Raw genomic sequence first — 23877 nt, 5'->3', positions numbered from 1 at the left:
AGAAATCCTGACATCGAAAAAATCGAATGAGCGTTATTCCTGCCGCCGACGGCGATCTGACTCCAGCTGATGGTCTCCCAAAACCCAGAAGAACGTTTGCGTTCCTCACCATCGCGATAGCAGTCGTGATGGCCGTGCTCGACGGAAGCATCGTCAATGTAGCTTTGCCTGCAATCGCGGCCGATCAGAATGTTTCGCCGAACGACGCAATCTGGGTTGTCACCATCTACCAGCTTGCCGTTGTAGTCTCGCTGCTACCGTTTGCTGCGCTCGGTGAGGCGATCGGTTTCAGGCGAGTCTATCTTACGGGAATAGTGATTTTTTCCGGAGCATCTCTTCTTTGCGCCATGGCGACTGACCTCACGTGGCTTGCTGGAGCCAGAGCCGTCCAAGGCCTGGGTGCAGGCGCTTTGATGAGCATCAATGCAGCGTTAGTTCGGCATATTATGCCGGCCAACGAGCTAGGCAAGGGCATTAGCGGCATAGCTCTCGTCGTTGGGGTGTCGGCTGCTGCCGGGCCAACCATTGCGGCAGGAATTCTCGCCGTCTCATCATGGCATTGGCTGTTCCTCATCAATTTACCGCTATCGCTTGTTGTCATTGCAACTGGGCGATTGACCCTCCCGCGCACGCCTCTCAACGGCGCACGATTTGATTTTCTGAGCGCACTTCTCAACGCGGCGACCTTCGGCTTCTTGCTATCGGGCCTAAGCAGCATCGGAGACAACATTGCGCTTGCTCTCGTCGAGTTGGCAGTATCAGTTGTTGCAGCGGTGTTCTTGGCGCGCCGTCAGTTCAGTAGACCGTCGCCCATGCTACCTATCGACCTACTGCGCTTGCCGCGATTTCGCCTGTCAGTTCTGGCTTCGATATGCTCGTTCTGCGCCCAGTTTCTGGCTTTTGTTTCCCTTCCGTTCTACTTTCACGATGTTCTCGGCCGCAGCGAGGTCGAGACTGGGCTACTACTGACCCCGTGGCCCGTCGCGACAGCTTTGGTAGCTCCCATTGCCGGAAGGCTTGCTGACCGGAACGGCGCCGAGTTACTTGGCGCCGCAGGCATGGCGGTGTTCGCGCTCGGCCTGTTTGCCGTTTCGTTTGCCGAAAGTTCGATATCAATCTGGGCCACGATCCTGCCACTGCTAGTGTGCGGAGTAGGCTTTGGAATGTTTCAGGCGCCAAACAATCGCATCATGCTGATGAGTGCGCCGCGAGAGCGAAGTGGCGGGGCGAGTGGCATGCAGTCTACCGCCAGACTGCTTGGGCAGTCGATCGGTGCCGCGGCTGCTGCTCTTCTTATCGGATACAGCACCGGCTTCCATCTAGCTTCCCTCATGTGGGTGGCCGCCGGGTTTGCGGTACTGTCGGGGCTTTTCACGATAGCACGGGCAAGAGACTGAGCGACGCTCGGTGAGTTCAGAGTAAATTCGACTCCGGGCGGCGCACCAACTCGCGTGGTGAGCGATACTCGAGCTCAGCGTGCGCTGAGACATGTCTCATGCGTCCGTCGCCAGATTCCTGGCAATTTAGCTCACGTGGTCAGATTTCCCACCTTCCTACATATCTCGCCCACGTGCTTGTGGACTCAAACCGACCACTGCAACGTAGCCTTGCCAAGCGGCTGCTTTCCGTCATGCCGCAACCAAGAGCGGACAGTCCGGGATCGGCCTCGCCTCTGTCGCTTATCGACAATTAGCAACTGCCAGAAGCGGACAATCAGCCTCGTGACAAGTTGTGTCGGCAGAGCTTACATGACGGGAACCCGAAACTCTGCCTGATGCGACCGTCGCTGCGACGCCTCGACTTTTGTCTTGCTGATCGTGGGCTTGGTTGGACTGGCTCAAGCTTGTGTCTGATGTGCGCCTGCAACAACGACAGTGCCTAGGATTACATCATCCGCCGGCGTGGTTCCTGTCCTTGCGGCCATTCTAGTCGAAATCGTCCGCAGCCAAGGCGAAGTTGGTTTTGACGTCGTTGCCGCGAAATGAGCCAGCTCCTACCCCGCATATCGCGAACCGCTTATGGCCCGGCTTACCGATCGCTACTCGCTTCTGTTCTTGCGATACGCTAGTCGTAATTATCCAGAGATTTCGCCTTCACTTTTCGAAAGCGAAAAAAAGGTTTTCGACTGCCCCTCGAACACCCCCGTTACTCCTTCAGGTAATAACTTTTTCTCAGAGCCGTGTGGCAAAAATCCAGAATTATGTAACGGATTTCCAGACAACCGATGTTCTTGTTATGTTCCGTCGTCGCCATCGGACCAAAAGTCTGATGGATGACCCGCAGTTCCGTTTTTGAGCGCCATGGACGATGGAGGGAAACAACTCCAACGAAAGTCTCCCATTGAGATTCGCGTATCATATTCGTCAACTACGCAGCGCCACCGCCCATTAGTCGCTCAGCTCGACGATCGTGATGACTTGGCCTACCAATCTTACAACGACCGTCGATCACTATTCTTCCGCTTCAAGCTCGAGATGCGTGCTCTATTTGGGTGCAGTCGGATCAGAGCAGAGCAACGAGGACCATCGATGTCCGCGCAATCGTTAACCATGACAGTCGACAAGTTCGGGAGACGTCTTCTCAGGATCTTGACGGCTGCTTTTTCTTCACCAAGTGTTACCCAGCGACGCGGAGCCTCCGCGTCTCCGGTCAACCGCCTGAGATTTCCGTAGGGAAAGGCGGCCCCCGAAGGTGGTGGAACACGCTTCGAGGACCTGACCGCGAACCTGTACGAGAGGATCACGGCTATGAAGAGCCATACCAAGACCCGCGTGCTGCGGGAACTCCCCTTTTCGATCGTTTCGATGTTGTCCGATCACGTCGGCAGCAATTTCCGCGTGAACGACTGGCCCACCCAGTTCCAGATGGCGAGCGCCACGTTGAGCTGATTTTTGTCTTCGGCGGTATGCCGAAGCATGGATCGGTCGCGGGTGCGTTAGGTCGGCTCGGGTTTCTGATCGAGAGCTAAGGGTCACGTTTCTCCTTGATCTCGACAGGTGCTCGCAGACCGCAGCGGCTGCTGCAGAGGCGCAACCCGTATCATCGCATTTCAGTCGATCTGCCGGTAGCTCGTGCCCCGGTGAGGATGTCTGTGTGCCCGCGTCCCAGCTCGGATCCGCCTTTCAAGTATTCAATAGAAAGGCCCTTTCCATGTCGACTATTTCAAATGCGCCTATTCCGGTCCTGCCGGAGCGCTTCGCCGATCTCACAAGCAGCCTCGAGGCACTTGCACGCGACGGCGTCGAAGGCATCGTCATTGCTGCAGACCGCACCGATCCGACATTCGGGACCTTTGGCCCGATCACATCTTTCATACGGTCAGCTGTGAGTGTCGAAGGTGCAGTTCTCGAAGCTGGTCTGCGAACCATACTTGAGCACGACGGCGGTTTCACGCTGATGCCCGTCGACTTCAAATTGCCGATTATTGAGGCTGCTCAGGCTGCGGTTCGAAGCAATGAAAAGAACGCGCTTGTCGCTCTGCGGCTCGATCCAAGGGTATATGCAGTCGAGCATTACACGCCTGATCTCTTTGCCGTTCATCGAGAGAGCGGTGTGGGTTACCTCCTCGAACTGAAGAGGACAACGGGCAGCTACGGTCGCGCGGTTCTTGAACAACTCGAGCAGAAAATGCTCGCTGCAGGCCTCGTGGCACGCGATGCGCTTCTCATGGGCCGCAGGCGACTGCTGGTTTCGAGCGTCGAAATGGCGATCGTTGATTGTTCCGAGGACGACAGACGCGACCGTGTCATCGGCCTTGCGGCTCTCGATGAGTTGCTCGAATGCCCCGGTGTCGGGGACAGCCTGCGGCACCTCCGGGCTCGCTATGCCCATCACATCCAGATTGCCCTCAAAGGCATGGTCGAACCCGACGAAAGCCGGAGGGGGCCACAACGCGTCGCGACGTCGGAGCGTCAGGAGGACGTGCAGGTGAGCTTTGTCGATGACGAGGGTAGTGGCGCGAACGAGAGTCCGGTGGCGATCAGTTTCGCCCGCAAATGCCGTTTGGCAACAGCTTGAGGGATGATGGACATGATCAAGACCAGTTCGAGCGCGAACGAGGTGCACTTCCCTCAGCCTGCCAACGAGATGGGCTTTGCGCCCCTAGAGCGGGACTGCCCGCCGCACATGGACCCGGCTGCAATGGTCGCGCTGGGGATCCGCTTCGGCATCATGGGCCGGGTGTCTCGCCAGGGTGTCCCTGCACCGGTTCGTGAAGGTCTGCGCCACCATGCGAGAAATGGCGAACCAGCATGCGCTCTGGTTCTCGACTGGCTCGACGGTTTGCTGCTTTCCGATCTTGAAGCAGTTGCCCGCGCGTCGGGGCCGCGGCAGTAGCCCCTGCTCGAGGGCGCGCCTTTGGTGTCCTCTTCTTTTCCCAGTTTCGATTTTGACGTGGCCGAGCGCCGCGATGGAGAATTTGCATGTTTGAATCCCTCAATACGGCCAACGAAGACCCCTCCGATCGTCCCCGGGCCGCGATCGCGCTGCCTGTCGCCATTGCCCAGCATGCGCTGGGCAAGGACATTCTCGGGGTGATTGACGACCCTCGCCTTCCCGCGATGGCTCTGATCATCAAGGTACCGTCAGACAGCTGGTGTGATCCGCTCGAGCGCGCACTCGACCGGATGCTCAAAACTGTGGAAGTGCATTCCTACAAGCGTGGACGTCGGAGCAGCTCCCGAAAAGATGAATTCGACCTCCTCGGGTCACTTGGTAGCGGACTCTCAACGATTGCAATCAGTGCCACCCCCGAAGATACCATCGGCACGGAATACCACGCGGTGGCCGATCGTGTGATCGAGATCACAAAGCTAGATGTGAAAGTGGTTCGGAAAGTCATTCGGCAGGTGACTGGGGGCAGCTCCGGCAAGCTGACCCAGGCTGATCTAGTCGGGATCGGTCTCCATGAAGCCGTTGCCGCCATCGGTGCGGGCGGATCGGCCACAGATTGTATCGCACGTCTGGCCCGCATTCGCGCGCGCAAGTCCGCCCCTGCCGATCTCTCTCACATTGCCACTCTTGAAGCCCTTCCGCTGGTCGCGCCCGTGCGCGACTGGGCGGACAAGCTTGCTGCAGACCTCGCCCGCGTGGATACCGGGCAGTTGCCGCAATCGGCATTGCGCTTTTCCACGATGGAAGGCCCTCCGGGAACAGGGAAAACTGTACTGGCTGCTTCGATTGCCAAATCCTCAGGGTGGACGTTTCATCGAACCTCAATCCAGGACTGGTTCAATGCCGGAGACGGCCATCTCGGCGCTGTGACGAAGGCCTGTGCCGAATTCATCGACAGACTTTTGTCCGAGGATCGTGCCATCGGCTTTATCGATGAACTGCAGTCGATCCCCAATCGCGGCGCGCTTGACGCCCGGGGGCGAGACTGGTGGATGCCGGTGGTCGATGGCATTCTCGTTCAGATCGACCGAGTGCGTCAGTCCGGCAAGAAAATCCTGCTGCTCGGAGCATGCAACCATTATGACATGCTCGATCCGGCTCTCATCCGCCCCGGTCGCCTCGAAACACGCGTCTCGGTTCTGCCGCCGTCGACGGTGGAAGAAGCCGTTTCGGTTCTCCGTTTCTATCTCGGCGACCGGTTCTCTCTCGGCGAGATAGAAACGGTCGGCAATCTCGCAATCGGTGCGTCACCAGCCTTTATAGAGTCGACGGTGCGGCAGGCAGAAGGAATTGCCCGGCAGCACGAACGAGATATGACCGTTCTTGACCTCGTCAGCATTTTCGCTCCTGAGGAGACAAAAGACGCAGAAGACACCCTGCACCTCGCACTTCATGAAGCCGCGCATGCAGTCATCGCCTATCGACTTGGTGTTGGGGTCACTTCAGTAACAATCGTGCAATTGGCATCGAAGGCTGGTGTGACAGTGACCGAGAGTGCGAGCGGTAATCCGTTGCGAGAGGACATCGAGAACCTGATCACTATCGGTCTTGCGGGACGGGCGGCCGATGAGCTGCTTGGCAAGGGACCAGACGCGGGTTCAGCACACGATCTTGCCGCAGCAACCAGTTTGCTCGTGTCGGCCCGAGAATCGTGGGGGCTATACGGCAAGCTGTCGGTAACCTCGCAAATTCCGAGTGCGAATGCGGCCAGTCGGGCGGACCTGCACGAATGGGTCGAGAATCAGCTGTCGCGTTTGATGCAGCGTGCGCGAGAAATGGTCACTGAGAACGAGATGGCTATTCGCGCTCTGGCCAGCGAGCTTGTCAAACGGCGGGTGCTGCGCGGTGCAGCCATTACCGAAACAATCGAAAGCGCCACCACCTCGGCTCATGCACAAAGAGATGAGCCTGCGGTGGTTGAATTGGGACTGCTTCCGAAGAGACCGTCAACGGTCGACACAGGCGGCGGGTTGCCCACTTCTCGACCGTGAGGGGTTGTCGCGATGGAGCTTCCTTTTGAAAGAACTCTCACCTGGGGCCCGATCGCCATGTATTGGCGCTTGCACCCGGACGGCTTTCCAAGCGGACTCCGAAATCGAACTTGGACAAGACGCGGCCGGAATGGGGCCGATTCCGGACTGACCGGTTCTGGCCAAGAAGCGGCGAAAGCCGCCATTCCGCAGTCGACCCCATTGCGGCCCTTAACATAAGACCTGGCGAATGTCCGCTTTGAGGGTTGTATCTGGCAACGTGATAGCCATCATGCGGCCTCATGACCGACCTCACCATCAATGATGCTCTCTCTCGCCGCCGCACCATCAGAGAGTTCAGTGAAAAGCGAATTCCCCTGGATGCTTTGGAGCGATTAATTTGGGCAGCGCAAGGCATCACGTCTTTGGACGGCAAGAGGACGGCCCCTTCAGCCCATGCGATCCATCCACTTCAACTGTTTTGCCTTCCAAACCGCGTGGAGGGTCTTGAGCAAAGGCTCTATCGAGTTGAGGCGGACAATCTCGGCTTTAGGCACATCGATTCGAGGGATGATCTCCGAGAGGGGCTGAGGCAGGCTTGTATCGACGCTCCATCTTGGATTACCGAGGCTGCATGCATCATTGCGGTCTGTGGAGACATGGTCGCTCCAAGTCACGCCTTCGCCGAACAACGGCCCTTCGGAAGCCGCGGAATGCGCTATGTGTACTTGGAGGCTGGAGCGGCAGCCCAGAATCTTCATCTTCAAGCGGTGGCGGAGGGGCTCGGGTGCGTCTGGGTAGGGGGGTTCCACGATGAAGCAACCGCCGACATACTCGAACTCCGCAGTCCACTGACGCCCCTCATTCTGATCTGCGTTGGTTATCCCTTATCAGGTACAGAGTAGCCAAACCAGTCGGGCTCGAGTCCCGCAAAGCTGCCATTGTTCCGCTGCCTCGCGCATGACCTCTTTCCACCCCGTCCTCGCCATTGAGAAACAAGGAAGCGTTCGCCGAAAGGTCGTGGGCCGCTATCGACCCCCATTTCGGCCATTGGCGCCTCAACACTTTTTTCAGCGTCCCTAACCATTCGCACCGTTAAATCTTGGACGACGATATTTCTGCCGCTATGAGCACTATTCTACGGTCAGGAGGGGAATGTGGCATTTTATCTAGAGTTTATCCTTGGAATGCTCTTGTTGAGCCCGTTGTTCGTTTGGATATATTTCATTCGCAAAGACGGCAATGACCACTTATGCTTCACCTTGAAGATGCATCGTGACCGACAGCACGCGATCAAAGGCGACTATCACAAGATCGACCCAGACAACTAAGTTGAACACATGAGCTGAGGCCGCCCGCGCCAGAAGCAGACAATCCACCCCAAAATGTCGAGCCGCTGCCGGGCGCTCTGCCTCCATCGGCCCGGGGATGCGGTGCCGCATTCAACAGGACAAGCCGGATGTGCTTGGTCCTAGGCGCAGCTGCACGCCCAAAGGAGTACCCTCGGTCGCGATCGCCAGGTTCGCACATTGGTCGACGCAATTATCCATCCATTCGATTGTGGTGTGATGCTTCACTTCCAGTACCGGGATCTGTTTACGCGCCTGTTTCGCAGCGTTTGACCAAGGAGCGATCTCCAGGCGCTCAACCCAGGGGATGAGGTGAATTGGTTGGGGCCCCAGATGCCCCGTCAGAACCGGAAGTCTGGTGATCACATCGAGCTGGTTCTCGAGATCGATCGGATCGCAATAGCGATCCGCGGTTTCCGATCCTCTCAAGTGCCCAAGCAGGTTGGCTCGCTCCTCTTCAGCGGCCCGGGACTTCCGCAGGGTCTTCAAGCGCGTAGGCAGCCCTCGAGCTTGGTGAATATGCGATTTCCCGCGACGTCGTGCACCGATGCCTCGAGCAGTGTGACCTAAAGATGGCCCAAGGCTCCGCTGTGGCGCGCATATCGAGCGTTGTAGTTAAACCCGCGAGTTGACCTCAGTACTAAACAGCCACAATGAAACGTTCTCGAGAGCGTAAGATGTGTTCTCGCATTGCGTTCTCTGCGTCTTGTGGCGCCCTCCGCTTTAGCGCGCGAATGATCTCTTTATGCTCCGCGTTCGCGGTCGCAGTTGCGAGGGTGTGATAGTAGAGCCGAAACAGGTGCACGTGGATGTAAAGCCTGGCCAATGCCTCCTGAACCAGCTCGTTGCCGCTGCCCTCGGCAATCTTGTCGTGAAAAGCAGCATCGTTGCGGGCGAAGCGACTGTATGCGGTGCGAGGGTCCCCGTTGTCCTCCGGAGGCGTCTTCATGTCATTCGCCAGCTGTTCCAGATCGGCAAGCTCTTCCTCGCTCATGTTGATCGCGGCTCTTGCTGCGGCATGAGGCTCAAGCAGGAGCCGGAGTTCATAAAGCTGCTCGAGCTTCTTTCTGTCGATCTGGTTGGTGGCGCTGTAGCCGACCAGGTGGGTCTTGGTCACAAGACCTTGCGCTTCTAGGCGAGAGAGCGCCTCCCGGATCGGGGTTTGCGACACGCCGAGATCGCGCACCAGACTATCAACTGAAATGCGTCCCCCCGGCGGAATCTGCAAGGTCATCAACTGCGAGTAGATCGCGCTGTAAACCTCCTCGCCAAGACGCGGGGGACGTTGGATTGGACCCCGTTGCGCCTCGTTCCTTCGACTCGTCATATATCACCTCCAGTTGACAGCCCCCCGATACCACCCTACCGTTGCTCCAACAACAAAATATACGATCGGATAATATGTCGTGCTCATTTTGGGGCAGATCGCAGTTGAACAGGGGGCGGCGGACCCGCTGCTGGCCGATGCCGAAATGGTCGGTCTCTCCTCGCAGGGATTATCGTTGCCGCGCATAGTCGAGCAGATCGCAATCGGCGTGGCCTGTCCGTCGAACGCAGAGCACCGGCCCTGTGAGGCGCCCGGATTTGCAAGAGTTGATGGGCGTGAAGGTCTAGGCTCGAGGGGTGCGCCAGAGGCGCTAGAGGAGGTTGCGCTACGGGCTCAAGATTTGGGTGCTGTCGATGTTTTTAATCTCGAGTTCCACTCGTATCGGAGGACTCGGTTCCATGCCTAAGGACGCCGCTGAAGCGGCTGCATGAAGAGGCGGTAGCGTGAGGATGTTTGGAGTTTCAAGGTCACCCCGAAACATCATGTTCGGTGCCGGCCAGAGGTTTGCGGTGGCCAAGAGCGCCGCCTCCCTTGGCAAGAGGTTGTTTGTGGTAACCGATGCGCGGCTTGAGGCTGACCGGCAATTCGCCGAGCTGGTGGAGGCGATCCGAGCGGCGGGGGTCGAGCTCGCTCTCTATTCGGGTATCAAGCCGGAACTTCCCGCCGCCTGCCTGACCAAGGGCGTCGCCGAAGGAAAGGCCTTTGGGGCGGATGTCGTGCTGGGAATTGGTGGCGGCAGCTGTATCGATGCGGCAAAGGCCATTGCCATATTGCTCTCATATGGCGAACCGTTGTCCTCTTACTACGGTGAGTTCAAGGTGCCGGGGCCGACGTTGCCGGTGATCGCAATGCCGACAAGCTCGGGCACCGGGTCGGAGGTCACACCGGTGGCGGTGGTCGCCGATGCGGAGCGTGACCTGAAGGTTGGCATCGCGAGCCCCTATCTCATTCCGCACACTGCGATATGCGATCCTGAGCTAACGTATTCCTGTCCGCCAGAGTTGACGGCCATGTCGGGTGCCGATGCGCTGGTGCACGCCATTGAGGCCTTTACAACGGCCAAACGGACACCCACCGCCGAAACAGCGCACGAGCATGTGTTCCTGGGTAAGAACGAGCTCAGCGATCTGACGGCGTTGGCTGCTATCGAGCACATCGGGGCGAGCCTGGAGCGCGCCTGTACGAGTCCGAACGACGAGACAGCGCGATCACGGATGATGTTTGGCGCTCTGTTGGCGGGGCAGGCGTTCGGAGTAGCTGGGACGTCCGTGTGTCATGCGGCCCAGTATCCCATCGGTGCCAAGACCCACACGCCTCACGGACTGGGTGTGGCCGCCATGCTGCCTTTCGCGCTGGCTTTTAACCGTTCCCATGCCGGTGCGGACATTGTGCGTGTTGGCTGTGCGCTTGGCGCCGATGTGGCAGGGCGGGGCGAGGACGCAGCGGTTGAAGCGACGATCCAGCATGTCGAGCGTCTTTTGGGTGTAATCGGCGTGCCGGTTTCACTTGCAGCGATGGGACTCTCTGAAGCTGATCTCGACTGGACTGCGGAGCACGCCATGGCATCGGCCCGGCTGATCAAGAACAATCCAAGACCAATCGATCTCGAGGCGATGCGCTACCTGATCGGTGCCGCCCACGCGGGTGACCGCAGCAACCTCAACGCATTTCAATCTCAAACTTATGCCGTATGATCCCATGAATCACTATAGCCCGATCTCCGAAATCTCGTTCGATCAGAACCGTCTGCCGACAGACCTTTTCATCGGTGGCACGTGGCGGCCTGGCGGCTCCGGAGCACGGATCGACGTGATCGACCCATCAACCGGCAAGCCCATCGCCGCCGTCGCTGATGCCAGTGTCGAGGATGCACTCGATGCCGTGTCGGCCGCTTCGGAGGCCATGCCGGCCTGGGCCGCGACCCCGCCGCGCCAGCGTTCGGAGATCCTACGGCGTTGCTTTGAACTGATGATGGACAGGCAAACCATGCTGGCCGAGCTGATTTCGCTCGAGAACGGCAAGTCTCTGTCGGATGCGAAGGGAGAGGTGGCTTACGCCGCCGAATTCTTCCGGTGGTTTGCCGAAGAAGCCGTCCGGCTGAACGGTGAGCTCTATCACGCTCCGAGTGACGCCAACCGGATCATCGTTCAGTACCAGCCGATCGGCGTTTCTGTGCTGGTGACGCCATGGAACTTCCCCGCTGCGATGGCGACTCGCAAGATCGCTCCGGCCCTGGCTGCCGGCTGTACGGTCGTTCTCAAGCCAGCCACCGAAACGCCGCTCACGGCCTATGCGCTGGCAGAGATTTACCGCGAGGCAGGCGTGCCGGACGGCGTCGTGAACGTTTATACCACCTCGAAGTCCGGTGCGACGGTGAGCGCGATGCTGCACGATCCGCGCGTGCGCAAGCTGTCTTTCACAGGCTCTACCGAGGTCGGGCGCAAGCTGCTTCGGGAAGCAGCCGACACGGTCGTCTCGTGTTCGATGGAGCTGGGCGGCAACGCACCCTTCGTGGTGTTCGACGATGCCGATATCGAGGCGGCACTCGATGGGGCAATGATTGCCAAGATGCGCAATGGTGGCGAGGCCTGCACGGCCGCGAACCGCTTCTATGTGCAGCGCGGCGTTCACCAGGCGTTTGCCGACGGTCTTGCTGCGCGCATGGCCTCGCTGAAAGTCGGAAAGGGATATCTCGCCTCCACCCAATGCGGTCCGTTGATCAATCCGGATGCCGTTGAGCGGATCGGGGGATTGGTTGACGATGCCGTCGAGCGCGGCGCCACGGCGCTCACGGGCGGTAAGGCGCAACCCGGCGAGGGATTCTATTTTGCGCCGACAGTGTTGTCGCAGGTCGATGGCTCGGCGCGCATCATGAACGAGGAGATCTTCGGACCGGTCGCTCCAATCGCGATTTTCGACAGCGAAGACGAGGCGGTGCGGATGGCCAACGCTACCGAGTACGGACTGATGGCCTACGTCTACACAACCGATCTGGGGCGGGGGCTACGCGTCTCGGAGCGGATCGAAGCCGGCATGATCGGGCTTAATCGCGGACTGGTCTCCGACCCTGCGGCCCCGTTCGGCGGCGTAAAGCAATCGGGCCTCGGGCGCGAAGGCTCGCACCACGGCATTCGGGAATTCACTGAGGCAAAGTACATCGCGGCCAGCTGGTAGCGCGGGTCGAACAGGAGGAGTAGAGGGCGTGAAGATCACCAAGGTCGAGACATTCCAGTTGGAGTGGAACGGAAGTGGCTTGCCGGGAAACCAGGACCGTCCGGCCTCGTCAAAGAAAGGGCCGCTTAGCGCGTTTGTGCGCATCGAGACCGACGAGGGGATGTTCGGGCTCGGAGAGGCATCGCCCATGCAGGGCGGACTGGCATCTCTGGTGATCATCGCGCAGGACATGGCTCCGGCGTTGATCGGCGCTGATCCACTCGATCATGCCGTCCTGCTCGATACCCTGATGCACAAATGCATTAAACTCGGTCCGGACGGGGCAACCACAGGGGCGCTTGCGGCACTTGATATCGCACTGTGGGACCTCAAGGGCAAGATCCTCAATCTGCCCGTTTACAAGCTGCTCGGCGGGGCATGGCGGACGCAGATGCCGTGTTATGCATCGATCGGGGGCAATGCCTGGCGCAGCGTGGACGAGGTTGTCTCTGTCGTCGAAAGGCGCGTTGAAAAGGAGCAGCCGGCGGCCGTCAAGATTCGCTGGGACGGTGATCGCACCAAGCAAGATGTCGATATCATCGGTGACATCAAGAAGGCCGAGGCGGTGCGCAAGCTGCTTGGGGATGACTTCGTTCTCGGCTTCGACGCGAACAACGGCTACTCGGTCGGCGGTGCGATGCGCGTCGGCCGCGCACTGGAGGATTTGGGCTATACCTGGTTCGAGGAGCCAGTACAGCACTACCACGTCTCGACGATGGGCGAGGTAGCCCAGCGGCTCGATATTACCGTTTCGGCCGGTGAGCAAACTTATACCCTGCAAGGGCTCAAGGACCTGATCAATGCCGGCGTGCGCATGGTCCAGCCCGACATCACCAAGATGGGCGGTATCACCGGGCTCATGCAATGCGCCGCAATGGCGCATGCCCATGGCGTGGAACTGGTGCCGCACCAGACCCAGCCATCGATCGGCCATCTGGCCAATCTGCACGTCCTTTCGACCATCATGCACCTCAGCAAGCCAGTCGAACTGGCAGACGGCTGGGAGCGCGCAGGCGCGGTGTTCGACAATCCCTCTGAACCAAAGAACGGACTGTTTCACCTGCCGACCGCTCCAGGCCTGGGCATGACTTTCGATTCCGCCGAGATGCAAGAGCGCAGCATTCCGGTAACGACCCAGCGCTCATAGCGAGGAGAACACCACCATGGCACTGACCAGAAGACGGTTTCTGACGAATACCACCGCTGCGGGCGTCGCGACTTTCGCGACCTTGCAGTTCGGCGCACCCGGCGCCTATGCCCAGACAGAAGAGGGCACGATCAGTATCGCGCTGGCCGCCCGGGCCCCGTCAGGTATCAATCCCCAGCAATCCGGCCTGACCGGCGGCGATAACTGGGCCATCTATCAGGTGTTCAATGGCCTCGTGCAGTCCAGGCCCGGCACGTTCGCCGTCACGCCTGACGACTTCCAACCCGCTCTTGCCGAGAGTTGGGATGTATCCGAAGACGCGCGCACCTGGACCTACCATTTGCGCCAAGGCGTACAGTTCCACCATGGCTACGGCGAAATGACATCGCGGGACGTGATGTTTACCTACGGTCGACAGATCGATCCCGACGTTATCAGCGCAGGCAAGGTGCTGTTTAATAATATCGAGAGCATCGACGCGCCAGACGACTACACATTCGTGGTGACGCTCGTACGGCCAGATCCGCTGTTTAACGCTAGCACCGCAGTTACACTGGCAGCCAGCATTCTCAGCCAAGACGCGTTCGAAGAAAAAGGGGAGGACTTCAATTTCGACCCCGTTGGTACCGGCCCCTATTTCGTCGAAAGCACCGACGAAAGCAGCATATTGCTCACCGCCTTCCCCGATTATTGGGACGAGCCGGCGGCCACCGAGCACGTGCGCGTCTCCTTCATCGCCGACACCACCGCGCGCACGCTTGCGTTCGCGTCCGGCCAGGTCGACATGATCGAAGGGGTGCGTCAGCCGGGTTGGATCCCCACCATGCGCCAGCGCGACCCCGACACCATCTTCGATGCCACGGCGCCGGGGAGTTTCAATACGCTCCATCTCAACCTCGAATACGAGCCGCTGGACGATATCCGAGTCCGCAAGGCCTTCCGCTACGCCATCGACAGCGCCCAGATCGCCTCTGCCTTTGGCGAACTCTCAACCCCAATGGTCGGCATAATCGCACCCCAATTCGCGGGCTCGGTGACGCGCGAGGAACTGCCAGAGGAGTTGCAGTACGAGTACAGCCCCGAAAAGGCCATGGAACTGCTCGCCGAAGCCGGATACCCTGACGGGATAACCATTCCCGCCTATACCAGCCAGCGCGAAGACTACTCCACGATCATGCTGATCATCCAGGAGCAGTTGCGCGCCTCCAACATCAACCTCGATCTCGACATCATCGACCACGCCACCATGCATGCCGAGAATAACCTCGCTAAGAACTCTGTGGCGCTCAACTCATCGAGCTTCCCGCCGGTGCCGACCCTGCCGTTTCTGCAGCGTCTGGCGGCGCCCGCCGACGCCAAACCCGATGGCAGCGGACAGGGCAACTACAGCCACTACGGGGTTGCCATACCGGGGATCGACGATCTGCTGGACCAGGCCCAGGACGAGCCCGACTTCGACAAGCGTATCGAGGTGATCGAAGAAATCGAGCGCAAGGTCCTCGAAGATCTGCCGCTACTTGGCATCATCACGCTGTCCTACGTGATTGCGCGTAATCCGCGGATCGATCTCGGGTTCGACGTCGAGTCGGGCTACGCCTACTGGCCGCTAAATCAGGCGCGCATCGTCAGCTAGTCTATAGAAGGGTCACGAACATGGGACGAATGATCGGCTTACGCCTGATCGACGCCATCCCGACAATCCTGTTGGTGCTGACGCTCGTGTTCGTGGCCCTCCGCATCCTGCCCGGCGATCCGGCGCAGGTTGCATTGGGCGACATGGCCACGCCCGCCCAACTCGAGCTGTTCCGCGAGCAGATGGGACTGAACCTGCCACTTTGGCAGCAATATTTCATTTTTCTGTGGGACATGTTGACGCTCAACCTTGGCCGTTCGCTGGTCTCCAACGTGCCTGTCGCTAGTATCATCGCGGCCAACCTGCCCTATACGATCGAACTGACTCTGGTGGCTACGGGCATGGGCGTCATCATCGGGGTGCCGCTCGGTGTATTGGCGGCAACGAATAGAAACAAGTTGCCGGATAGTGGCGTGCGAGTGTTTTCACTGATCGGCTACGCTATTCCTGATTTCTATCTCGGCGCCCTAATGCTCATCGTCTTTTCGCTCAACCTCGGCTGGTTCCCAATCAATGGCGGGGGCACGGATTTTTTGAGCCGCCTGCATCACGTCTTTCTGCCGGCGTTGACACTTGCCATGGTCAAGTCGGCCTTTCTTGGTCGGTTGACCCGCACGTCGCTGCTCGAAGTGTTGGGTAAGGATTATGTGCGGACAGCTAGAGCCAAGGGTGCGCGTGAGAACCGCGTGATCTATCGCCACGGACTTCGCAACGCTCTGTTGCCCGTGACCACCGGCTTAGGGCTCAGCCTGCTGGCGACCCTCTCCGGTTCGGTCGCTATTGAGTTGGTGTTCAATCGGCCTGGGCTCGGCGAAACCCTGATCGGTGCCATCGCCGAGCGCGATTATCCAGTGATCCAGGCCGGGGCCGTGATCTTTGCCTTCTTTGTCGTTTTTATAAATCTTCTGATCGACATCGCCTATATCGCGATTGATCCTAGAATCCGGGTGCAGTCATGACCAGTCTCGATCAACCGGTCGAAGCCGTCCGTCCGACGCGAACTCTGCTCGAAAACGTGACAGCAACGTTTATCGGCCGCCCGTCGATGATCTTTGCCGCGGTGGTTATTCTTACCTTCATTGCCATAGCGCTGTTTGCGCCGCTGCTTGCTCCCTACGATCCGCTGGCGCAAAGCTATCTTGTAATTAATGCTTATCCTAGCGCCGAGCACTGGTTGGGTACCGACCAGTTCGGCCGCGACGTGCTGTCGCGATTGATCTACGGGTCGCGCAACTCGATGATCTTCGGGATCACCGCTCCAATCATCGCTGCGCTTGTCGGCACGACGCTGGGGGTCGTTGCGGGGTATTTCGGCGGCATTTTTGATCGCCTGGTGACGCGCATGATCGATCTGCTACTGGCATTTCCCGACCTGCTGCTCGCGATCATCATTTCGGCGGCACTCGGCGGTGGCTTCTGGAACATTCTGGCCGTTCTCAGCATCGCGTTCGTTCCCGGCTTCGCCCGTGTGGCGCGCGCCTCGACCCTGGCCGTGAAGCAGGAGCCCTACGTCGAAGCCTCGGTTGCCGTGGGGCTGCGCACCCCGCTGATCATCCTGCGCCACGTCGTGCCCAACATCGCTGCACCGGTGGTCGTCCTAATGACCCTATGGGTTGCATCAGCCATCCGGCTCGAAGCCGCGCTGAGCTTTCTGGGTCTCGGCACGCGACCTCCCTATCCGAGCTGGGGCAATATCATCCGTGATGGGCTCAACAACATCTTTGGGTCGCCTTGGCCGATCATCGGGGCCGGGTTCGCGATCACGCTGGTGGTCCTCAGCTTCAACATGATCGGCGATGCCGTTCGCGATCTACTCGATCCGGAAATCGGCCAATGACCCGGCCGCTCCTCAAAATTTCCGACGTCTCGGTCGAATTCGGTCCGAAGGCCAACGCAATTCGGGTGGTGGATTCCGTCAGCTTTTCAATCGGTGCCGGCGAAGCCGTTGGCCTAGTTGGCGAATCGGGTTCGGGCAAGTCGATCACCTCGCTTTCAATCTTGCGTCTCATTCCCGATCCGCCAGGGCGCATCGTTTCAGGCAGCATCGAATTCGAGGGGCAGGATCTGCTCAAGCTGCCTGCCAATCGCATGCCCGAAATCCGTGGCCGCGACATCGCCATGATCTTCCAGGAGCCGATGAGTTCGCTCAATCCGGTGATGACAATCGGTGACCAGATCGCCGAGGCGTTGATGCTGCATCAGGACCTCGATCGCGACGCCCGGTGGCAACGGGTGATTGAGGTGCTCTCGCTTGTCGGCATGCCGGATCCGGCTGCCCGCCTCGGCGCTTTTCCGCATGAATTTTCCGGCGGCATGCGCCAGCGCGTCATGATCGCCATGGCCGTTGCCTGCAATCCCAAGCTATTGATCGCCGACGAACCGACGACGGCACTCGACGTGACTATCCAGGCGCAAGTTCTCGAACTGATGAAATCGATCCGCGCGTCGGTCAACACTGCGATCCTGCTCATCTCGCATGATCTCGGCGTCATTGCCGACCTGTGTGAACGCGTGGTGGTGATGTATTCCGGCAGAATTGTTGAAGAAGGAAGCGTAGAGTCGATCTTCTCGAAGCCGGAACACCCCTATACGCGCGGACTGCTGCAATCGATCCCCCGCCTCGACGACGACCGCAAGCGCCTCTACCAGATTGCCGGTACAGTACCGATGGCCGGCTCGGTCAAGAAGGGATGCCCGTTCTATGCCCGTTGCGATCTCCGGGTCGACAAGTGCGCCGCCGAGATGCCGCCCATGTTTGAATTTTCCAAGCAGCACAAGGCCGCCTGCTGGGTCACCGGAGAGGCTGAGCAATGACCGAACTTCTGCGCGCAGACAACCTCGTCAAAGCCTTCGGCTCTGAGGGCGGTTTTCATATCGGCGCCCGAAAGCAGCCGGTTCGGGCAGTGAACGGCGTCAGCTTCTCAGTAACGACAGGCGAGACCTTGGCAGTGGTCGGCGAATCCGGCTGCGGAAAATCTACGCTCGGGCGTCTGCTGCTTCGCCTGATCGAGCCAACTGAAGGCCAAGTCCATATCGGCGGGGTAGACGTTACGCAGATGTCCGCAGCCGAGCTGCGGGCAGCCCGCCGGCAGATGCAGATGGTGTTTCAAGACCCCTACGGGTCGCTAAGTCCGCGTCGCACGGTCGCCGAGATCATCGCCGAGCCGCTGGAGGTCTTCGGTATCGTCAAGACGCGCCAGGAGCGGCGCGAGCGCGTGGCCGAACTGCTTGAACAGGTGGGCCTGCCGCCCACCCTGATGGACCGTCACCCCCGCCAGTTCTCGGGTGGGCAACGCCAGCGCATTGGCATTGCACGGGCGATTGCGCTCAACCCAGATTTTATCGTCGCTGACGAACCGGTTTCGGCCCTCGATGTATCGGTGCAGGCACAGATCGTCAATCTGCTGCAGGATCTGCAGGAGGCGAAGGGCTTTTCCTACTTCTTCATTGCCCACGATCTTGCCGTGGTGCGCCACATAGCGGACCGTGTGATGGTGATGTATCTCGGTCGCATCGTCGAGATCGGGCCGAAGCGGTCGATCTATACCGCGCCCCAGCACCCCTACACCCAGGCACTGCTCTCTGCGGCGCCAGAGCCGGATGTGAAAAAGCGCACCAAGCGTATCATTCTATCGGGCGACGTGCCCAGCCCTTCAAACGTCCCTCCGGGCTGTAGTTTTCATACCCGTTGCCCGCTGGCGCAGGAACAGTGTCGCCAAGTCCGTCCCGAACTGCGAGAGGTTGCGCCGGGACAGACTGCGGCGTGCCATTTCGCCGAGCCCAACCCCATAAAGTTACCGGTTAGCGCTCCCGCCTACGCTTCATAGGGTGCCGCCTCGCCTGGGCCCAGAATGCCGAAGCGCTAGGCGCAACCCGTCTGACGCTGTATTCAACTACCCCCTGCCGTTTGCTATGGCTTCGTTTGCGGCGATAGCGGACATGTTGACGATGCCGCGGCTGGTGACCGAGGGGGCAAGAATATGCGCCGGCTGGCGGGTGCCCATCAGGATCGGGCCGACGGGCAGGGCGTTGTTGAGCTCCTTCAGAAGCGTCAGCGACAGGTTGGCGGATTCAAGGTTGGGAAATATCAACAGGTTGGCTTCCCCGCTCAGTACAGTATCGGGGATGTAGCTCGAGCGCAGATCCTCGTTGATCGCGAGGTCGCCCTGCATCTCGCCATCGACCACCAGATCCGGCGCCACACGCTTGAGCGTTTCGTAGACCACGCGCATCTTTTCGCTCGTCGCCCCCGCGCGTGAGCCAAAGTTCGAGTAGCTCAGCAGCGCCGCCTTGGCCTCGACATTGAAGCGCTTGAGGTGGTCGCGTGCCTGGAGCGTGATCCGCACCAGCTCGTCCGCGCTCGGGGCGATGTTCACATAGGTGTCGGCGAGAAAGAAGACGCCGCGGCTCATGATCAGCATCGACAGGCTGGAGAGTTGCGCGGTGTCATCGGCGAGCCCGAGCACCGACTGGATGTCGCGGGCGTGCTTGATGAACCGGCCCTGCAGCCCGCAGATCAGCGCGTCGGCCTCGCCGCGCTTCACGGCGAGGGCGCCGATCACCGTGGTGTTGGTGCGCACGATGGTGCGGGCTGTATCGGGGGTCACGCCCTGCCGTCCGACCAGCGAATGGAACAGCGCCACATAGTCGCGATAGCGTGGATCGTCCTCGGGATTGATCACCTCGAAATCGACGCCGGGGCGCAGGGTCAGCCCGAAGCGTTCGATGCGGCTTTCGATCACCGAGGGGCGCCCAATCAGGATCGGGCGGGCGATATCGTCTTCCAGCAGCACCTGGGTGGCCCGCAGCACACGCTCCTCCTCGCCATCGGCAAAGGCGATGCGCTTAGCCTGGCCCTTGGCCCGCTCGACCAGCGGCTCCATCGCCATGCCGGAGCGGAACACGAACCGGCGTAGCTTGTCACGGTAGGCATCAAGATCGCCGATTGGGCGTATCGCAACCCCCGTGTCCATCGCCGCCCTGGCGACGGCCGGCGCGATCTTGAGGATCAGGCGCTGGTCGAACGGGTTGGGGATCAGATAATCGCGCCCGAAGATCGCCGGCGCACCGTGGCTCGTGGCCTCGAGTGCCGGCTCGTGCGCCAGTTGTGCAATGGCGTGGGCCGCCGCCGCCTTCATGTCCTCGTTGACGACGGTCGCGCCGCAATCGAGCGCGCCGCGAAACAGGAACGGGAAACACAGGACATTGTTGACCTGATTGGGATAGTCCGAGCGCCCGGTACAGACCAACGCATCGGGGCGCGTCTCTCTCGCCAGTTCCGGCATGATCTCGGGTGTCGGGTTGGACAGCGCCAGGATCAGCGGATGGTCCGCCATCTCCTTCATCATCTCGGGCTTGAGCGCGCCGGCCGCGGACAGCCCGACATAGATATCGGCGCCGGGCATGACTTCGGCCAGTTCGGTCTTGTCGGTGTCCTGCGCGAAGGCGCCGCGCCAGCGATCGACGGCATTGCCGCGCTTCGTCGTCACTAGGCCTTTGGAATCGGCAATCCAGATGTTCTCGCGTTTGGCGCCCACCGCGATCAGCATGTTCATGCAGGCGATCGCTGCGGCACCGGCCCCGGAGGTGCAGATTTTTGCCTTGGCGATATCCTTGCCCACCAGCCGCATGGCGTTGATCACCGCCGCCGCGACAATGATCGCCGTGCCGTGCTGGTCGTCGTGGAACACCGGAATGTTCATGCGCTCGCGCAACTGCTCCTCGATCTCGAAGCAGTCGGGCGCTTTGATGTCCTCGAGGTTGATGCCGCCAAAGCTCGGCTCGAGCGGCGCAACGATCTCGACGAATTTTTTCGGGTCGGTCTCCTTCACCTCGATGTCGATGCCATCGATGCCGGCGAACTTCTTGAACAGAACCGCCTTACCTTCCATCACCGGCTTCGAGGCTAGGGCCCCGATATTGCCAAGACCCAGCACCGCCGTGCCGTTCGAGACAACGGCCACAAGATTGCCCTTGGCTGTATACTGGAACACCTTCACCGGATCGGCGGAGATCTCCTCGCACGGCGCGGCGACGCCGGGCGAATAGGCCAGCGCCAGGTCTCGCGTATTGGCCAGCGGCTTGGTCGGCGTGATTTCAAGCTTGCCGGGCCTCGGAGATTCATGAAATTGCAGTGCCGCATCGCGCAGGCTCGCAGGCTTGTCGTCAGTCATGAAATCCCCCAGTTGAAATGAAGCGGGTGGTCATCCGCGCGTTTCTGCCACGAAGTGGTCGATGCCAGCCTGCGCAACCTCGCGGTCCTGCGCTGGTGTTCCGGAGCTAACGCCGATGCCACCCACCACCGCTTCATCGGCAATGACAGGCAGTCCGCCTCCCACGACCATAAGCCGCCCGCCAATGGCGCTGTTGATGCCATAGGCGGGCTTTCCAGGTTGGCTTACTTCGCCGTACTCGTGCGTCGCCCGCTTGGCGCCGGCGGCAGTGTAGGCCTTATCGATGGCGATGGTGGTGCTCGTCACCTTGCCGCCATTCATACGTTCGAAAGCGATCAGATTGCCGCTTTCATCAACGATGGCGATGCACATGGGTACACCGATCTCGTCCGCCTTTGCACGGGCCCCGTCGAGCAGGATTTTTGCATCGGCAAGGTCGAGACGCGTTATTTGCTGCATATTCCGGATTTCCTACTGCTTGTGAGCGGCCTTGGCTTCACGCCGGCGGCGATGAAGAACAGGCTCGGTATAGCCGTTGGGTTGGTGTGCCCCCTCGAGCACCAATTCAAGGGCGGTCTGGAAGGAGATGCTGGCCACCGGGTCCGTAGCCATCGGCCGATAGCTTGGATCTCCGGCATTCTGTTTGTCGACGACTGCTGCCATGCGCCTCATCGCCTCTTCAATCTCTTCAGATGAAAGTAGCCCGTGCTCGAGCCAGTTGGCGATGTGCTGGGCGGAGATGCGCAAGGTGGCTCGATCTTCCATCAGCGAGACATCGTCGATGTCGGGAACCTTCGAGCAACCGATGCCCTGGTCGATCCAGCGCACGACATAGCCGAGAATGGACTGACAGTTGTTGTCAAGTTCGCGCCGGATCGTTTCGTCGGGCAGGTTGCGGGCGCCCAGCAAAGGCGGCGTCAGCAGCGTGTCTAGCGCGATCGGCGGGCGCTGTCGCAAGTCAGCACGCACCGTGGCGACGTCGACTTGATGATAATGCGTAGCATGCAGCACGGCGGCGGTGGGCGAGGGCACCCATGCGGTATTGGCGCCGGAGCGGGCCTGCCCGATCTTGTCGGCCAGCATTTCCTTCATGCGGTCGGGTTTGGCCCACATACCCTTGCCGATCTGGGCACGGCCCTCGAATCCGCTGGCCAGCCCCTGATCGACATTGTTGTCTTCGTAGCTCGCGAGCCAGGCCGCATCCTTGATCTCGCCCTTGGGCACCACGGGACCAGCCTGCATGCTGGTGTGAATCTCGTCGCCGGTCCGGTCGAGAAAGCCGGTATTGATGAAGATCAGGCGATGGCGCGCGGCACGGATGCACTCCCTCAGATTGGCACTGGTGCGCCGCTCCTCGTCCATGACGCCCATCTTGATCGTGTGGCGCTCAAGGCCCAGTACGTCCTCGATGCGATCGAACAGAGTGTTTGCGAACGCCACTTCCTTTGGGCCGTGCATCTTCGGCTTGACGATATAGACGCTGCCGCTACGTGAGTTTCGGATACCCTCGATCTTACGCAGATCGTGCATCGCCGCGAGCACAGTTACGAGTCCGTCCAGCATTCCCTCTGGCGTCTCGTCGCCAGCGGCATCCAGCACCGCATCGGTCGTCATCAGATGCCCGACATTGCGCACGAGCATGAGACTGCGCCCCGGCAGCACCAACGGGTCACCACCGCTGCCAGTATATGTGCGATCTTCGGCAAGCCGGCGGTTTGTTTGCTGGCCGTTCTTCTCGAAACTGTCGACCAGATCGCCCTTCATCAGGCCTAGCCAGTTGCGATAGACCTTTACCTTATCTTCGGCATCAACGGCGGCGACAGAGTCCTCGCAATCCTGGATCGTGGTAACGGCCGCCTCGAGTATAACATCGGCGAGGCCAGAGGGGCTTTGCCTGCCAACTGGATGATTGCGGTCGACATGCAACTCAAAATGCAGCCCGTTATGAGCAAATAGCAGTCTGAAGCACTCGCCGTCTGCCACAAAGCCACGGAACTGATCGGGGTTGGCCAGCCGGACCGGCGTTTCATCAGCGAGGATTGCGGAGACCGTGTGCCCATTGTCACCTGACTCAACGGCATAGGCGGTAACATCGGCATGTAGCCCCCGTTCGAACGGCAGAACCGAATCCAGAAACTCGCTCGACCATGCGATGACCGCGCTGCCGCGAGCTTCGTCGTAGCCGGTGCCCTTGATTTCGGCCTTAGGCGCTATCACGTCGCTTCCGTAAAGCGCGTCGTAGAGACTTCCCCAACGCGCGTTCGCGGCGTTGAGAGCGAAGCGGGCATTCATTACCGGCACCACAAGCTGCGGTGCTGCGATGAGGCCGATCTCGGGATCGACATTATCCGTGTCGATTTCAAACGGCTCACCTTCAGGGACGAGATAGCCGATCGACTCGAGGAACTGCCGGTAGGCTGTACTGTCGTGCGGCTTGCTCCGTTCCTGGCGGTGCCATGAATCGATCGCTGCCTGCATGGCGTCGCGCTCGGCCAGCAATTCTCGATTGAGCGGGGCAAGATCTGTCATTAAGGCAGCGCAGCCAGACCAGAACTGGTCGGCCTCGAGGCCTGTACCAGGCAGCGCCTCGTTCTCGATGAAGTTGACAAGTTCGCCTGCGACCTTAAGAGCCTGCCGGTCGACATATTCAGGCATGTGTAATTCCGCATCCGT

19 protein-coding genes are annotated in these 23877 nt (G+C 59.9%); 14 read left to right on the top strand and 5 right to left on the bottom strand.

Annotated features, from left to right (window positions below):
• Window positions 1–26 precede the first annotated feature (26 nt).
• The 6 genes from IE127_RS06625 to IE127_RS06600 all read left to right on the top strand — a co-directional run bounded on the left by IE127_RS06625 (window position 27) and on the right by IE127_RS06600 (window position 7267).
• On the top strand, window positions 27–1397 hold the full coding sequence (locus tag IE127_RS06625; protein WP_189424465.1) for an MFS transporter: 1371 nt from the start codon (window positions 27–29) through the stop codon (window positions 1395–1397).
• A gap of 1350 nt (window positions 1398–2747) precedes the next feature.
• On the top strand, window positions 2748–2888 hold the full coding sequence (locus tag IE127_RS06620) for a hypothetical protein (protein WP_189424464.1): 141 nt from the start codon (window positions 2748–2750) through the stop codon (window positions 2886–2888).
• Between the two features lie 262 nt (window positions 2889–3150).
• Window positions 3151–4017: a hypothetical protein gene (locus tag IE127_RS06615; RefSeq protein WP_189424463.1), complete on the top strand. Its 867-nt coding sequence runs from the start codon at window positions 3151–3153 to the stop codon at window positions 4015–4017.
• A gap of 12 nt (window positions 4018–4029) precedes the next feature.
• The gene (locus IE127_RS06610; RefSeq protein WP_189424462.1) at window positions 4030–4335 is read left to right on the top strand and encodes a hypothetical protein; all 306 of its coding nucleotides are present in this window, start codon (window positions 4030–4032) and stop codon (window positions 4333–4335) included.
• Window positions 4336–4421: 86 nt separating this feature from the next.
• Window positions 4422–6383 (top strand): AAA family ATPase, encoded by a 1962-nt coding sequence (locus IE127_RS06605; protein ID WP_189424460.1) that lies wholly within the window; start codon window positions 4422–4424, stop codon window positions 6381–6383.
• A gap of 281 nt (window positions 6384–6664) precedes the next feature.
• A complete protein-coding gene (locus IE127_RS06600; protein WP_189424459.1) occupies window positions 6665–7267 on the top strand; it encodes a nitroreductase family protein in 603 nt (200 codons plus the stop codon).
• A 537-nt stretch (window positions 7268–7804) separates the two neighbouring features.
• Here IE127_RS06600 and IE127_RS06595 read toward each other — a convergent pair.
• Window positions 7805–8200 (bottom strand): hypothetical protein, encoded by a 396-nt coding sequence (locus tag IE127_RS06595; RefSeq protein WP_189424457.1) that lies wholly within the window; start codon window positions 8198–8200, stop codon window positions 7805–7807.
• Between the two features lie 151 nt (window positions 8201–8351).
• On the bottom strand, window positions 8352–9038 hold the full coding sequence (locus IE127_RS06590) for a GntR family transcriptional regulator (RefSeq protein WP_189424455.1): 687 nt from the start codon (window positions 9036–9038) through the stop codon (window positions 8352–8354).
• A gap of 443 nt (window positions 9039–9481) precedes the next feature.
• Between IE127_RS06590 and IE127_RS06585 the strand changes: the two genes are divergently transcribed.
• The 8 genes from IE127_RS06585 to IE127_RS06550 are packed head-to-tail and all read left to right on the top strand — an operon-like array spanning window position 9482 to window position 18858.
• Window positions 9482–10732, top strand: coding sequence for an iron-containing alcohol dehydrogenase (locus IE127_RS06585; protein WP_373297286.1), 1251 nt, complete (start codon window positions 9482–9484; stop codon window positions 10730–10732).
• Window positions 10733–10736: 4 nt separating this feature from the next.
• Window positions 10737–12212 carry an NAD-dependent succinate-semialdehyde dehydrogenase gene (locus IE127_RS06580; protein WP_189424453.1) on the top strand — a complete coding sequence of 492 codons (1476 nt, stop codon included), beginning with the start codon at window positions 10737–10739 and terminating at the stop codon, window positions 12210–12212.
• Window positions 12213–12240: 28 nt separating this feature from the next.
• On the top strand, window positions 12241–13398 hold the full coding sequence (locus IE127_RS06575) for a mandelate racemase/muconate lactonizing enzyme family protein (protein WP_189424451.1): 1158 nt from the start codon (window positions 12241–12243) through the stop codon (window positions 13396–13398).
• Window positions 13399–13414: 16 nt separating this feature from the next.
• Window positions 13415–15031, top strand: a complete 1617-nt coding sequence (locus IE127_RS06570; protein WP_189424449.1) for an ABC transporter substrate-binding protein — start codon at window positions 13415–13417, stop codon at window positions 15029–15031.
• 20 nt (window positions 15032–15051) lie between these two features.
• A complete protein-coding gene (locus tag IE127_RS06565; protein ID WP_189424447.1) occupies window positions 15052–15990 on the top strand; it encodes an ABC transporter permease in 939 nt (312 codons plus the stop codon).
• The gene (locus tag IE127_RS06560) at window positions 15987–16868 is read left to right on the top strand and encodes an ABC transporter permease (protein ID WP_189424445.1); all 882 of its coding nucleotides are present in this window, start codon (window positions 15987–15989) and stop codon (window positions 16866–16868) included. The genes IE127_RS06565 and IE127_RS06560 overlap by 4 nt, the downstream gene beginning before the upstream one ends.
• Window positions 16865–17845 carry an ABC transporter ATP-binding protein gene (locus IE127_RS06555; protein WP_189424444.1) on the top strand — a complete coding sequence of 327 codons (981 nt, stop codon included), beginning with the start codon at window positions 16865–16867 and terminating at the stop codon, window positions 17843–17845. The genes IE127_RS06560 and IE127_RS06555 overlap by 4 nt, the downstream gene beginning before the upstream one ends.
• Window positions 17842–18858, top strand: coding sequence for an ABC transporter ATP-binding protein (locus IE127_RS06550; protein WP_189424443.1), 1017 nt, complete (start codon window positions 17842–17844; stop codon window positions 18856–18858). Before IE127_RS06555 ends, IE127_RS06550 begins: the two co-directional genes overlap by 4 nt.
• Window positions 18859–18924: 66 nt before the next feature.
• On the opposite strand, the gene IE127_RS06545 is transcribed toward IE127_RS06550, so the two are convergent.
• Genes IE127_RS06545 through IE127_RS06535 form a run of 3 tightly spaced genes read right to left on the bottom strand, consistent with a single transcriptional unit; the run spans window position 18925 to window position 23859 of the window.
• Entirely contained in the window at window positions 18925–21204 is a 2280-nt protein-coding gene (locus IE127_RS06545) for an NADP-dependent malic enzyme (RefSeq protein WP_189424442.1), read from the bottom strand.
• A gap of 30 nt (window positions 21205–21234) precedes the next feature.
• On the bottom strand, window positions 21235–21663 hold the full coding sequence (locus tag IE127_RS06540; RefSeq protein WP_189424441.1) for a GlcG/HbpS family heme-binding protein: 429 nt from the start codon (window positions 21661–21663) through the stop codon (window positions 21235–21237).
• Between the two features lie 12 nt (window positions 21664–21675).
• Window positions 21676–23859: a malate synthase G gene (locus IE127_RS06535; RefSeq protein ID WP_189424440.1), complete on the bottom strand. Its 2184-nt coding sequence runs from the start codon at window positions 23857–23859 to the stop codon at window positions 21676–21678.
• Window positions 23860–23877: the final 18 nt, after the last annotated feature.

Source organism: Devosia pacifica (assembly GCF_014652635.1).
Taxonomy (GTDB): Bacteria; Pseudomonadota; Alphaproteobacteria; order Rhizobiales; family Devosiaceae; genus Devosia; species Devosia pacifica.
This window is presented reverse-complemented; position numbering and strand designations above follow the sequence as displayed.

Coding starts and splice junctions, on each gene's coding strand:
- IE127_RS06600 (WP_189424459.1), top strand. CDS start 6,665: ATGACCGACCTCACCATCAATGATGCTCTCTCTCGCCGCCGCACCATC.
- IE127_RS06615 (WP_189424463.1), top strand. CDS start 3,151: ATGTCGACTATTTCAAATGCGCCTATTCCGGTCCTGCCGGAGCGCTTC.
- IE127_RS06570 (WP_189424449.1), top strand. CDS start 13,415: ATGGCACTGACCAGAAGACGGTTTCTGACGAATACCACCGCTGCGGGC.
- IE127_RS06590 (WP_189424455.1), bottom strand. CDS start 9,038: ATGACGAGTCGAAGGAACGAGGCGCAACGGGGTCCAATCCAACGTCCC.
- IE127_RS06610 (WP_189424462.1), top strand. CDS start 4,030: ATGATCAAGACCAGTTCGAGCGCGAACGAGGTGCACTTCCCTCAGCCT.
- IE127_RS06605 (WP_189424460.1), top strand. CDS start 4,422: ATGTTTGAATCCCTCAATACGGCCAACGAAGACCCCTCCGATCGTCCC.
- IE127_RS06565 (WP_189424447.1), top strand. CDS start 15,052: ATGGGACGAATGATCGGCTTACGCCTGATCGACGCCATCCCGACAATC.
- IE127_RS06550 (WP_189424443.1), top strand. CDS start 17,842: ATGACCGAACTTCTGCGCGCAGACAACCTCGTCAAAGCCTTCGGCTCT.
- IE127_RS06545 (WP_189424442.1), bottom strand. CDS start 21,204: ATGACTGACGACAAGCCTGCGAGCCTGCGCGATGCGGCACTGCAATTT.
- IE127_RS06580 (WP_189424453.1), top strand. CDS start 10,737: ATGAATCACTATAGCCCGATCTCCGAAATCTCGTTCGATCAGAACCGT.
- IE127_RS06540 (WP_189424441.1), bottom strand. CDS start 21,663: ATGCAGCAAATAACGCGTCTCGACCTTGCCGATGCAAAAATCCTGCTC.
- IE127_RS06625 (WP_189424465.1), top strand. CDS start 27: ATGAGCGTTATTCCTGCCGCCGACGGCGATCTGACTCCAGCTGATGGT.
- IE127_RS06535 (WP_189424440.1), bottom strand. CDS start 23,859: ATGCCTGAATATGTCGACCGGCAGGCTCTTAAGGTCGCAGGCGAACTT.
- IE127_RS06560 (WP_189424445.1), top strand. CDS start 15,987: ATGACCAGTCTCGATCAACCGGTCGAAGCCGTCCGTCCGACGCGAACT.
- IE127_RS06620 (WP_189424464.1), top strand. CDS start 2,748: ATGAAGAGCCATACCAAGACCCGCGTGCTGCGGGAACTCCCCTTTTCG.
- IE127_RS06555 (WP_189424444.1), top strand. CDS start 16,865: ATGACCCGGCCGCTCCTCAAAATTTCCGACGTCTCGGTCGAATTCGGT.